General features: G+C 61.5%; 11 protein-coding genes. 8 read left to right on the top strand and 3 right to left on the bottom strand.

Annotated features, from left to right (window positions below; translation table 11 throughout):
• Positions 1-30: 30 nt before the first annotated feature.
• A complete protein-coding gene (locus JO965_RS23695; RefSeq protein WP_203441393.1) occupies positions 31-1,146 on the bottom strand; it encodes a site-2 protease family protein in 1,116 nt (371 codons plus the stop codon).
• Positions 1,147-1,615: 469 nt separating this feature from the next.
• Between JO965_RS23695 and JO965_RS23690 the strand changes: the two genes are divergently transcribed.
• Positions 1,616-2,995, top strand: a complete 1,380-nt coding sequence (locus JO965_RS23690; protein WP_203441392.1) for a cytochrome P450 — start codon at positions 1,616-1,618, stop codon at positions 2,993-2,995.
• Between the two features lie 142 nt (positions 2,996-3,137).
• Here the strand turns inward: JO965_RS23690 and JO965_RS23685 are convergent, their stop codons facing one another.
• On the bottom strand, positions 3,138-3,332 hold the full coding sequence (locus JO965_RS23685) for a hypothetical protein (RefSeq protein ID WP_203441391.1): 195 nt from the start codon (positions 3,330-3,332) through the stop codon (positions 3,138-3,140).
• A 454-nt stretch (positions 3,333-3,786) separates the two neighbouring features.
• Between JO965_RS23685 and JO965_RS23680 the strand changes: the two genes are divergently transcribed.
• A complete protein-coding gene (locus tag JO965_RS23680; protein WP_203441390.1) occupies positions 3,787-4,650 on the top strand; it encodes a GNAT family N-acetyltransferase in 864 nt (287 codons plus the stop codon).
• Positions 4,651-5,021: 371 nt separating this feature from the next.
• Here JO965_RS23680 and amrS read toward each other — a convergent pair whose 3' ends face one another.
• Positions 5,022-6,134, bottom strand: coding sequence for an AmmeMemoRadiSam system radical SAM enzyme (gene amrS / locus JO965_RS23675; protein ID WP_203441389.1), 1,113 nt, complete (start codon positions 6,132-6,134; stop codon positions 5,022-5,024).
• Between the two features lie 57 nt (positions 6,135-6,191).
• On the opposite strand from amrS, the gene amrB reads away from it, so the two are divergent.
• The 6 genes from amrB to JO965_RS23645 all read left to right on the top strand — a co-directional run bounded on the left by amrB (position 6,192) and on the right by JO965_RS23645 (position 11,820).
• Complete coding sequence (amrB, locus tag JO965_RS23670; RefSeq protein WP_203441388.1) at positions 6,192-7,016, top strand: AmmeMemoRadiSam system protein B; 825 nt, start codon at positions 6,192-6,194, stop codon at positions 7,014-7,016.
• Positions 7,017-7,545: 529 nt separating this feature from the next.
• Positions 7,546-8,046 carry an NADH-quinone oxidoreductase subunit J gene (locus tag JO965_RS23665; protein WP_203441387.1) on the top strand — a complete coding sequence of 167 codons (501 nt, stop codon included), beginning with the start codon at positions 7,546-7,548 and terminating at the stop codon, positions 8,044-8,046.
• Positions 8,046-8,348: an NADH-quinone oxidoreductase subunit NuoK gene (gene nuoK / locus JO965_RS23660; protein WP_203441386.1), complete on the top strand. Its 303-nt coding sequence runs from the start codon at positions 8,046-8,048 to the stop codon at positions 8,346-8,348. The genes JO965_RS23665 and nuoK overlap by 1 nt, the downstream gene beginning before the upstream one ends.
• 4 nt (positions 8,349-8,352) lie before the next feature.
• The gene (locus tag JO965_RS23655; RefSeq protein WP_203441385.1) at positions 8,353-9,816 is read left to right on the top strand and encodes a monovalent cation/H+ antiporter subunit D family protein; all 1,464 of its coding nucleotides are present in this window, start codon (positions 8,353-8,355) and stop codon (positions 9,814-9,816) included.
• Positions 9,813-10,067, top strand: a complete 255-nt coding sequence (locus tag JO965_RS23650) for a hypothetical protein (protein WP_203441384.1) — start codon at positions 9,813-9,815, stop codon at positions 10,065-10,067. Before JO965_RS23655 ends, JO965_RS23650 begins: the two co-directional genes overlap by 4 nt.
• Entirely contained in the window at positions 10,060-11,820 is a 1,761-nt protein-coding gene (locus JO965_RS23645) for a Na(+)/H(+) antiporter subunit D (RefSeq protein ID WP_203441383.1), read from the top strand. The genes JO965_RS23650 and JO965_RS23645 overlap by 8 nt, the downstream gene beginning before the upstream one ends.
• Positions 11,821-11,823: the final 3 nt, after the last annotated feature.

Here is an 11,823-nt window from a genome sequence, read left to right as displayed (position 1 = left end):
ATTCTAGGATGATCGGGAATCTACGCCGAGTTAACTGGAGGAGATCCGTTGCCAAGGCATTCGCACGAAGCGTTTTGGGTTTGCCGCAAGGATCATCATCATCTCGGCAACGTTTTCCGGTGTGACCAGACCCACAAGGTGTGCCTCGCTGTTGACCACTCCGATGGCAGGTAAGCGACCATCCTGCATGAGGCGCAAGGCATCATCGAGCGGCAGACGATGATGAATGACAGGAACGTCGGAGCGCATGACCTCCACCGCCGGCGCGTCCGGACCTCGTTCGCGCAACGCGCGGATCATGTCGTCGCGCGTGAGCACGCCTCGCAGATGTCCCGCACCATCAACAACAGGGAATTCGTGTTGAGTGGTCTGGATTAGATACTGCACCGCGTCCTCGACACGGCTGCTGGGGGTCAGGATCTCAAACCGGGTGATCATCGCATCTGAGACCAGCAGCCCACGGGAGACCTGGCGCATCTGGACTGCATGAGCTTCCGAGGCCGCCCCCAGATAGACAAAGATCGCGATGAAGATCAGAAGCGGGTTGCCTATGAGGCCGAGCAGGGCAAGTCCAAACGCCAGGACCTGTCCGACTGTAGCGGCAATCTGTGTGCCGCGGCTGTAGCCCATGCGATAAGCCAAGATCGCTCGGAGCACGCGCCCGCCATCCATCGGAAACGCGGGGATGAGGTTGAAGATTGCCAGGAAGATGTTCACCGAGACCAAGCGGGCCAGCAGGCTCACTCCCGGATTCTGGAGCTCCATGCTCTCCCGCGGCAGAAACCCACCGAGCGCTAGGTACAGGACGGCCGCGATCATGAGGTTCACGGCCGGTCCAGCCAGGGCGATGATTAACTCCTGAGACGGCTCCTCGGGGATACGCTCGAGCCGAGCCACGCCACCAATGGGCAGAAGGGTGATGTCCGGTGTCTGCACGCCGTAGCGTCTGGCAGCCAGGACATGGCCGAACTCGTGCAGCAGCACGCAGAGGAACAGAAGAACGATGAAGATGACGCCCTGGACGGCCGCATCGCGTCCACCCTGAGCGTAGTGCGTCACCGCAATCCAGACGAGGAAGAGAAGAAAGGTGAAGTGGACGCGAATGATCGTGCCCTTCACGGCCCCGATGGGGATCGACCAAGCCATACTCTCTCCTCAGGCCGCACCTCTGGTTCAGGAACGTCCGACCGCAAGGAAGAGTTCTGAGGCCTCCTGAGATCGCCCGAGTTCATGCCAAGTGCCTGTGCGCCACTCATTGAGAGCGCCAAGTTCCTAAAACGAGGAGAGTATAAGGAAGTGTGGTGCAGCATTATCTCCCGCAGGCTTGGCTCTTATTGCACTGCCGCTGATCGGGCTTGATCGCCTGCCTCTCGGAGGGCCCTCACAGGCTGCCCCACAAAACCTCATGCTCTCCGGGGGGAGGCACGTTAAGAGCGAAATGCGGGCTCTTAAACAGCCGAGCTTAAGGGCGTGGGTGAGCCAGAGTTGCCCGTTTGGATCACATCCAAGGGGCACTCCCATCTCATCGCTGATGCCTTGGAGTCATGAGTGTCGGTCAGGTTGACAGGGGTAGCAGATCATTCATCCTCTCGGGCTTAGACGTTGCGGAGGAGCCATGCTCACGCATGTCTCACACGGTTCACCACCACCGCGCCGCGCTCCTGGTCCGAAGGGGCTGCCGTTCCTCGGGAATTTGCCCGACCTCGGACGCGATGTTCTGGGGTTCTTCACGCAATGTGCGCGCCAATACGGTGACATCGTCAGCTTTCGGTTAGCCGCTTGGCCGGCCATACTCCTTAATCATCCTGACCTGGTTGAATACGTCCTGGTCAAGAACCACCAGAACTTCATCAAGCACCGCTTCTTCTGGCGCCATGTCGAGGCCATCTTCGGTCACGGGCTGCTCACCAGTGAGGGCAAGTTCTGGCACCAGCAGAGGCGTCTGGCAGCACCGGCTTTTGCTGGGTCCCGAGTGAACCGCTACAGTGGCACCATGGTGCAAGCCACCGAGTCCATGCTCCAGCACTGGCAGCCGGGACAGGTTCTCGATGTGCACCAGGAGGCTATGGCGCTTACCCTGCAGATCGCCGCCAAGACCCTGTTCGATGCGGAGACGAGCCAGGACGTGACTGACGTCAGCCGGGCGATCGACGAGGTGATGGAGCAGATCGCAACCCGGTTCCGGCGCCCGTTCTGGCTTCCCGATGCTCTTCCACTTCCAGGCAATCTCCGCTATCGGCGCGGCGTACAGCGCCTGGATCGGTTGGTCGCCAGGATTGTCGCTGAGCGAGGGGGCAAGGCTGAGGATCGTGGCGACCTGCTGTCCCAGTTGATGCTGGCCCGCGATGAGGCAGGCCAGCCGATGGGTAAGCGCCAGATCCGGGACGAGGTCATCACCATGCTCCTCGCCGGGCATGAGACCACGGCCCTGACCCTCTCCTGGAGCTGGTATCTTCTCGGATTGCACCCTGCGGTGGACGCGCAACTTGCAGAGGAAGTGCATACGGTCCTGGGAGGGCGATCACCGACCGTCGATGATTTGCCTCGCCTTCGCTTCACTGAACAGGTTGTGAGCGAGGCCTTGCGCCTGTACCCACCCGCCTATGCCATTGGCCGCGAGGTGCTGGCAGACTGTGAGATTGCGGGGTATCGCGTGCCGGCGGGCACTACAGTCTATGTCAGCCCGTGGGTGATGCATCGGGATCCGCGCTGGTTTGACAACCCACAAGCATTCCAACCCGAACGCTGGGCGAGCAATCTGGCAAAGGAACTGCCGCGCTTTGCTTACATGCCATTCGGCGGTGGGCCCCGCATCTGCATCGGTAATCGGTTTGCCATGATGGAGGCGGTGCTGATCCTCGCAACAGTGGCCCAACAATTTCGGCTGACATGGCAGACAGCTCGGCCGGTTCAGCCGAAGCCCTCCATCACGCTCCGTCCTGGCGGCGGGGTTTGGGTCAAGCTCGCCTCGCGATCGCCTGAGGTCGTCCCGTAGAGCACAAGCTAACAGGGCCTTCGAACCATTAGGCGGCGAGAGCCAGGGACATCGGCAGGAACGCTTTGGTCTTGCTCGTCGGACCGTGGCTGTGAGGGGACTGCGTCCGGCCTGGGGCTCTTCATGCCAGGTGACTGGAGTCCTATGCGCCGCCGATTTCCTCGATGACTACGCCGGTGCCACCGCAGATCGGGCAGTCTTTCTCCCCGAGCTTGCCGGTGCCCTGGCATTCCCGGCAGACATTCTCACCGGCTCCTGGCGTGCCAAGTTCGGCTTGGTCGCCGGGATTGAGCTTCGGCTTGTCGGGATGAACCGTGATGGGCTTTTCGTTGGCCATGATCTCACTCCTATAGCAAGTCCATAAGTAAAACGCGGCGGTGAGTGCCACGGTTGCCGTGGCGCGTTCTTGCAGGGCCGGGTACCTGCCCTCGTCACCGGCAGCCTCCACACGGCGGGTGCGAGCTTGGCCACGGATGTGTCACCCAGCACATCCAGACCGAGCATCCCGCCGTACCTTGAAGCAGGTGCCATTGAACGCCTTGGATGTCCTTGGCAGCAACGTGGAAGAACCAATCGAGGGGGATACTATGGGTGCGAACAATTCATCAACGTCAGGATCGGGCCGACTGAAGGTGTCAGAGTGGGCTGCCATCGTCAGCTGTATTGCTTTCGCCACGATCTGGTTCGCAATCTCATTTGCCTGATGGATGCATCTGCGAGAGTCTGAGCGGCGACGCAGTGCGGTCGCCGATGCTCATTCGACTGCGTGACTGCGAGGGAGGGAAGCGGTCATGACCCCAGAACTCCGCCCCGCCACGCCTACTGATGTGGAAGCCTGCGGGTGCATCATCTTCGAGGCCTTCAAGGCGATTGCGGATCAGCATGGCTTCCCGTGGGATTTCCCGTCGGTGGAGGCGGGAACGCAGCTTGCCTCAACCTTTATCGCGGCCCCAACCATATACGGGGTAGTGGCCGAGTTGGACAGTCGGGTGGTCGGCAGCGTCTTTATGGCCGAAGGGGATCCGATCCGTGGCATCGGGCCGATCACTGTCGACCCGGCCATGCAGGGCAGCGGGGTTGGGCGCAAGCTTATGGAAGCCGTCCTGGAGCGGGCCCGCGACGCCTTGGGGGTGCGCCTCGTCCAGGACGCCTTCAACACCCGCTCGCTTGCGCTCTACGCCTCGCTCGGGTTCGACGTCCGGGAGCCGCTTGTGCTCATGCGCGGCACGCCGCGCAGCGGGCCAGATCTGGGTTTCGCGGTCCGGCCGATGATCCCTGGGGATGTCGACGCCTGTGCAGAACTCTGCACGGCCGTCCATGACATCGGGCGCAGTCATGAACTCCAAGAAGCACTGCAGGTGTTCACGCCCTTCGTGGTCGAGCGGGAGGGCCGCATCACGGGCTATCTCTCGGCGGCGACATTCTGGCTGATGAACCACGGTGTTGCCGAAACCGAATTGGACATGAGAGCGCTCCTGGCTGGCGCCGGAGCCATGAGCGCTGAGCCGCTCTCCCTGCTCCTGCCAACGCGGCAGGCGAACCTATTCCGCTGGTGCCTGCATCAAGGAATGAGCGTGATCAAACCGATGAACCTGATGACGATAGGCACCTACCAAGAGCCGAAGGGCTGTTACTTCCCCTCGGTGCTCTACTGATTGACGACCATTCCCGGAACGGTAGCAAACTACCCGGCTCTTGATATCCGGGTGACCGGTCACTTTGGTACAGGCAAAGGAATTTTTCGATCACAGGAGCCATGGTATAACTTCGCGAGACAAGGTCGATTGGATGGGGCTGAAGATCCTCTCAGGAAGGGGGCACATGCTATCCATTACAGCTCAGGACGAGACGCCGGACCGGATCCGGGCAACGGCTCGGGGGTTGATCAAGCCGCTTCAACGCCAGGAACTCAGGCGTGAACCATCTCAGTGTCCGGATGCCTCGCCGATCAGGTGTCGCCGTTCGGACTGCTGTAGAGCTTGCGCACGTTTTTCATGCTGTGGGCTCCTGCGCCGATCTCAGCCGATCAAAAAGCGGAGTAATCGCTTCCCGCCGCGGCCTGAAGCACCACCGAGCGCCGTCTCGGCCCCCACGTGCCCGGGGCTGCCTCGAACACACCAGGGCAGGGGGTGCCGCAACTGCCACAACGCCCATCGACGGTGAGGTTCCAGGCGGTGAGTTGGTACCAGTCCCGTCCGATCAGCACTGCCTGACACGCATGGCAATAGGTGCTCTGGCCTTCCGCATCGTGGGTGTTGCCGGTGAAGACATAGCGCAGCCCCACTTCCTGGGCGATCCGGCGGGCCATCCTCAAGATCTCGGGCGGGGTGGCCGGGGTGTCCAGCATCTTCCAGTCGGGATGGAAGGCGGTGAAGTGCAACGGCACGTCAGGACCCAAGTGCTCCAGCACCCAGCGGCTCAAGGCTTCGATCTCAGTAGGGGAGTCGTTTTCGCCGGGGATCAGAAGCGTCGTGATCTCGAACCAGATGTCGGTCTCATGCTTGAGGTACTCCAGCGTATCGAGCACCGGTCCCAGCCGGGCCGAGCACAGGGTCTTGTAGAACTCCTCCGTGAAGCCTTTGAGATCGATGTTGGCCGCATCCATGTGCCGGAAGAACTCGACCCGTGGCTCATCGCAGATGTAGCCCGCGCTCACCGCAACCGATTTGATGCCGCGCTCGCGGCAGGCCTGAGCCACGTCGACGGCATACTCCAGAAAGATCACCGGATCGTTGTAGGTGAACGCCACCGACCGGCAGCCGCTTGCGACCGCGGCCTCGGCAATCGCCTCGGACGAGGCGCGGTCCTGAAGACGGTCGAACTCGCGGGCTTTCGAGATGTCCCAGTTCTGGCAGAATTTGCAGGTGAGATTGCAGCCCGCAGTGCCAAAGGACAGCACCGGTGTGCCGGGCAGAAAGTGGTTGAGCGGCTTCTTCTCGATGGGATCGATGCAGAAGCCCGACGACCGGCCATAGGTGGTGAGCACGATCTGATCGCCTTGCCTGGCGCGCACGAAGCACAAGCCTCGCTGGCCCTCATGCAGCTTGCACAGGCGCGGACACACATCGCACTGGATGCGCCCGTCCTCCAGCAGGTGCCAGTAGCGGCCCGGGTTGCCTGGGGAGATCTGTTGATCCATGCCGACCTCACCTATCTCTGGTAATGAGGTTGAGAGTCGCCTGCGGAGCAGCATCCAGTGGCATCCGGACAAGATCAACAGCAGGTCAGGCGGGCTGCGGTCGCGGGCCGGTTCTATCCTCGCAGCCCGCACCAGCTTCGCACGACTGTCGACGCGCTCTTGGCCGGGGTGAGGATTGCCCCCGTGGCGGCTCCCAAAGCCATCATAGTCCCTCATGCCGGATACATCTACTCCGGCGAGGTGGCTGCCACTGCCTTCGCCTCGCTGCAACCCCATGCCGACACGATCACGCGGGTGGTGCTGATCGGGCCTGGGCATTACGTGCCGTTTCGCGGCCTCGCCATGCCGACGGTGGACGCTTTCGAGACACCGCTGGGGCGTGTGCCCGTCGCGCAGGATGCCGCCACCATACTTGCAGACTTCACGCCCATGCTGCGGGCTGACGCTCCGCACGCGCCTGAGCATGCCCTTGAAGTCGAACTGCCATTCCTCCAATCGGTCCTCAGGTCCTTCGAGTTGGTCCCGCTGCTGGTAGGTGACGCCGCTCCGGAGGAGGTCTCCGGCGTGCTCGACCGGCTGTGGGGTGGCCCGGAGACGCTGGTCGTGGTCAGCTCGGACCTGTCGCACTTTCATGATTATGAGACGGCCCGGCAACTCGATGCAGTTACGGCGGCTCAGATCGAGCGGGGCGACTGGGCCAGCCTTGGACCGAACAATGCCTGCGGGTATCTCGCCATTGCGGGCCTGATCATAGAAGCGGACTGCCGCGATCTTGGACTGCAGCGCCTAGCGCTGGCGAACTCCGGCGACACCGCCGGGACCCGGGATCGTGTCGTCGGTTATGGGGCGTGGATTATCGACGACACCCGGAATGCCTCCTAGAGGGGAGAGGAAGTGTGGGGCGGCCCATGTCGCTGCTTACCGGGGAGAGGTTCGCCCCGAACGAACAACGAGCGGCGACCTTGGTTTACCCCCTATGCATATCCCAACGTGCCGATCGCCTGCCCCACGAAACCTCACACTCCCCAGCTGGCTTTGCCGCAAATCCGCAGCAGTGACGAGAAAGGATCAGGTGTTTGTGAAGAACTCATGCGGCGGGCAGAGCACCCTGCTCGGCGGTTCGCCCAAGCCGAACGGCAAAAAGCCGCTTGCGGACTACCTCAGCCGAACCTGTCAGCCTAGGGTTCGGTCATCCATGATCTCTCGCCGAGCCGCCAGAACGACGTTCCCACGGCCGCATCAGGCTTCGACAAAGCCGCCAATGAAACGGCCGATGCAGCGCCAAATCACGATAATCTTGAGAAAAATCCGAGATTAGGGCACAATTCATCGTCGCATCTGAAGTGCGCAGTTATCTCAAATCCGGCCGTGTCGCCGCCGAGTGATAGTTCGCATCGGAGGGTGGGCGTCGATGGATCAGGGTTTCTTTTTTCTATTCGCTGCGGCGTCCGTGATCACGGCCCTGATCATGGTTCTGGCGCGGAATCCGGTTCACAGCGCATTGGCGTTGATGGCGTGTTTCCTGCAGATCTCGGCAATCTTCGTCTTGCTCGAGGCGCCGTTGCTCGCTGTCATCCAGATCTTCGTCTATGTCGGCGCAATCATGGTCCTGTTCTTGTTCGTGATTATGATGACCGATGTGCGGGAAGCGGTGTTGCAGCGGTTCTTGCCGGGTAGCAACTTGCCGGCTCTGGTGTTGCTCGTCCTGCTCGGGGTCGAAATGCTTGTGCTGGTGCTCTGGAGCGACAGATTTTCGGTCACGGAGCCCGTCTCTATGCACATCGGTGGTGAGATCAGACAGCTTAGCGTGACGCTTTTCGCCGACTACCTCCTGCCGTTTGAAGCCGCCTCCGTCATCCTACTGGCGGCTCTGGTCGGCGCCATTGTGCTGGCGCGGAAGGAGCCGAAGTGATGGTGCCGCTCTGGTGGTATATCGTGCTCGGGGTGGTCCTGTTCGTGATTGGGGCGTCGGGGGTGCTGCTCAGGCGCAACATCCTAGTCGTTCTGATGTCTCTGGAGCTGCTGCTCAACTCGGTCAACATCAATTTCATCGCGTTCGGGCACTTCCATGACGACTTCCGCGGACAGATCTTCACGATCTTCGTCATCGCAATCACCGCGGCGGAAGTTGCCGTTGCCCTCGGCATCCTGGTCGCCCTCGTGAGGAACAAGGCCACTCTCAAGGTCGACGATATGACCATCATGAAAGGATAGCGGCTTGAACCCGGTGGTATCGACCCGGCCGCTGCTTGCCGTCGCGATCGCAGCTCTGGCGGCACTGGCAGTTCTCCTTCTGAACAAGCGTGAGAAATTTCGCGATGTCGTCTCGCCGCTAGCGGCGTCTGCCATGTTCGCAACTGTCGCCTCAATGGCGCCCACCGTGCTAGCGGGCGGCACGGTCGATTTGCGTCTGTTCGAGATTCTGCCGGGGATCGACTTCGCGTTCCGAGTCGACGCGCTCGGCATGGTGTTTGCCACAGTCTCGTCGCTGCTGTGGGTTGCGGCGTCGATCTATTCCATCGGCTACATGCGGCATTTGAATGAGCACGCGCAGACCCGGTTCTTCGCCTGCTTCGCCGCGAGCATCGCGGCAGCCGTCGGGGGCGCCTTCGCAGCCAATCTCTTCACGCTGGTGATCTTCTACGAAGTGCTCAGCCTCGTTACCTATCCGCTCGTCTATCACCACGAGGACGGCGAGGGATGGGCGGGCGGACGCAAGTACCTCGTCTACTTGATGGGCGCGTCGAAAAGCGTGCTTCTCGCCGCGCTGGCGCTGACCTACCATATTGCGGGGTCGCTCGACTTTGTGGCGGGAGGACTGCTGGCAGGGGTCGATGCCTCGGCCGGGCTGCTGACGGTCATCTATTTCTGCTATCTCTTCGGCTTCGCCAAGGCAGCAGTGATGCCTATGCACGCTTGGCTGCCCGCCGCGATGGTGGCACCGACACCGGTGAGCGCACTCCTGCATGCGGTGGCCGTGGTCAAGATGGGCGTGTTCTGTGTGCTGCGGGTGGTGTTCCATGTCTTCGGCACAGGGCTGATGGATGGGTTAGGTCTCGGCATCGCAACAGCGTATCTGGTCTCCTTCACTATCCTGATGGCGTCCGTATACGCTCTGACGCGGGACGACCTGAAGGCGCGGCTCGCCTATTCGACGGTCAGCCAACTCTCCTACATCGTGCTGGGTGCGGTTCTGCTGTCGCCGGCTGCGATGATCGGCGGGATCATTCACATCGCGGCGCACGCGTTCTCCAAGATCACTCTCTTTTTCTGCGCCGGGTCAATCTATTGCGCGTCCGGCAAGCGGAATATCAGCGACATGGCCGGCATCGGCCGCAGACTGCCCTGGACGATGGGGGCTTTCTTCATCGCCTCGCTCAGCATGATCGGGATACCGCCGACAGCGGGCTTCGTCAGCAAGTGGTATCTGGCGCTGGGTTCGGTGGAGGCGGGGGAAGTCGCGTTCCTGATCGTTCTCTTGGCAAGCTCGGTCCTGAATGCCGCCTATTTCCTGCCTGTCAGTTATCTCGCCTTTTTCGAGACAGAGGCAGTGGAGAGCCCTGCGGCGGTCCGTGAAATACCGTTGGTGACGATCCCGCTGGTCGCGACCGCCATCCTGTCGGTGTCGATGGGCATCTTCCCCGCCTATTTTCTTTCCTTGGCGGAGGAGGTGGTCAGATGATCAAGCGCGTCGTTGATTTCTTCGGTGACGGGAAATATGCGAAGATACGGCGTCGCCTGTTCTACCTGACACTCGTTCTGATCGTCGTTTCAGACTTTTTGGTCCCCCGCGAACACGGCGAATACTTTTGGGACCGCCTGCCGGGCTGGTCGGCCGTTTACGGCTTCGCCTCCTGCGTGCTGTTGATCTTCATTTCCAAGTTCCTCGGCCATCAGGGCGGGCTGATGCGGCGCGAGGACTATTATGACTGACTTCGTCCATCCCACGCTGCTGCTTGTTCTTGGCGCCCTGCCGATCCCCTTCCTGAGGGGATTGATCCGCAAGATCTATCTGCTGCTGATACCGGCGTTGGCAATCCTCGCCGTGCTCACGATGCAGCCGGGCGACTATGGCGCAGCGCGGTTCATCGGACAGGACATCCTGATTGCGAAGGTCGACAACCTGAGCATCGTCTTCGCCACCGTTTTCACCATCATGTCGCTAATCGGCATGGTCTATGCGCTACACCTGACGTGTGCCGGCCAGCATGTGGCGGCGTTCGTCTACGTCGGCAGCGCGCTCGGCGTCGTCTTCGCTGGCGACTATCTGACCCTGTTTCTGTTCTGGGAAGTTATGGCGTTCGCCTCTGCCTATCTGGTCTTCGCCCAGCGTAGTCGGCAGGCGATCCGCGCTGGGTTCCGGTATCTCATGGTCCATATCACCGGCGGGCTCGCCTTGCTCGGCGGTATTATTGCCCATGGGCTTACTGTCGGCTCGCTTCGCTTCGGCCCGATCGAGAGTGGGATGGACGTCGGGGTCTACCTGATCCTTGCCGGATTCATGCTCAATGCTGCTGTGCCGCCGCTCAATGCCTGGCTGACCGACGCCTATCCGGAGGCGACCGTCACCGGGGCGGTGTTCATGAGCGCCTTCACGACCAAGACGGCTGTCTATGTGCTGGCACGGGCGTTCCCGGGGACCGAACTTCTGGTCTGGCTCGGCACGGTGATGGCGCTTTACGGCGTCGTCTACGCGGTGCTGGAGAACGATTGCCGGAGGCTCCTAGCCTATCATATCGTCAGCCAAGTGGGCTACATGGTGGCCGGAATCGGCATCGGCACCGAGATGGCGGTGAACGGAGCCGCCAGTCATGCCTTCGCGCATATTCTCTACAAGGCGCTCCTCTTCATGGGTGCGGGGGCGGTGATCTACGTCACCGGGCGTCGCAAGCTCACCGAGCTTGGTGGGCTCTATAGGACCATGCCGCTGACTGTGGCGCTCTATATGGTCGGCGCCTTTGCGATCTCGGCATTTCCGTTCTTCTCGGGCTTCGTCACCAAATCCATGGTGATAGCCGCCGCCGGACAGGATCACCGCGCGCTGGTCGTGCTCGCGCTGACGATGGCATCGTCCGGGACCTTCCTGCACACTGGGCTCAAGCTCCCATACTACATGTTCTTCGGCACGGACCGGAAGCTGGAGGCGCGAGAACCTCCCCGCAACATGCTGATTGCGATGAGCATGGCGGCGGTGCTCTGCATCGCGATCGGAGTGTTCCCCCAGCCGCTCTATGCGCTTCTACCCCATCCGGTCGACTTCGAACCCTACACCACCGTCCATATCACCGAGAGCCTCGGCCTGCTGATGTTCACCGCATTGGGGTTCGTGCTGTTCCTCAAGGCGCTCGATCCTGAGAACACGATCAGCATCGACACCGACTGGTTCTATCGCAAGGGTGCGCGACGCTTCCTGTGGCTCGCCGAGAACCCGCTGGCACGCTACGAGAAGGCGGTGAGCGACGTGTCAGAGACCACGGTACTGCCCTTTCTGCACGGAGCGGCGCGGACCGGGCTGCGGATCGATCACAGCAAGGTGGACGCCGTCGTGAATGGTGTCGCTCGGGCGATCCTGAGCACTGGCGAGGCGCTGCGGCATCTCCAGACCGGCGTCGTGACCCAATATGCGCTGGCGATGATCGTCGGCGTGATCGCGGCGACCGCCGTATTCGCTGTGATGTGGCGTTAGGGG

It is taken from the genome of Microvirga sp. VF16, assembly GCF_016864375.1.
GTDB lineage: Bacteria > Pseudomonadota > Alphaproteobacteria > Rhizobiales > Beijerinckiaceae > Microvirga.
Note: the sequence above shows the minus strand (reverse complement) of the source record. Positions and strands in the feature narration are given on the sequence as shown.

Excerpts from the sequence above, each read along its gene's own strand:
- nuoK (WP_203441386.1), top strand. The coding sequence starts at position 8,046 with ATGGTGCCGCTCTGGTGGTATATCGTGCTCGGGGTGGTCCTGTTCGTG.
- amrS (WP_203441389.1), bottom strand. The coding sequence starts at position 6,134 with ATGGATCAACAGATCTCCCCAGGCAACCCGGGCCGCTACTGGCACCTG.
- JO965_RS23645 (WP_203441383.1), top strand. The coding sequence starts at position 10,060 with ATGACTGACTTCGTCCATCCCACGCTGCTGCTTGTTCTTGGCGCCCTG.
- JO965_RS23680 (WP_203441390.1), top strand. The coding sequence starts at position 3,787 with ATGACCCCAGAACTCCGCCCCGCCACGCCTACTGATGTGGAAGCCTGC.
- JO965_RS23690 (WP_203441392.1), top strand. The coding sequence starts at position 1,616 with ATGCTCACGCATGTCTCACACGGTTCACCACCACCGCGCCGCGCTCCT.
- JO965_RS23695 (WP_203441393.1), bottom strand. The coding sequence starts at position 1,146 with ATGGCTTGGTCGATCCCCATCGGGGCCGTGAAGGGCACGATCATTCGC.
- JO965_RS23650 (WP_203441384.1), top strand. The coding sequence starts at position 9,813 with ATGATCAAGCGCGTCGTTGATTTCTTCGGTGACGGGAAATATGCGAAG.
- JO965_RS23665 (WP_203441387.1), top strand. The coding sequence starts at position 7,546 with ATGGATCAGGGTTTCTTTTTTCTATTCGCTGCGGCGTCCGTGATCACG.
- JO965_RS23685 (WP_203441391.1), bottom strand. The coding sequence starts at position 3,332 with ATGGCCAACGAAAAGCCCATCACGGTTCATCCCGACAAGCCGAAGCTC.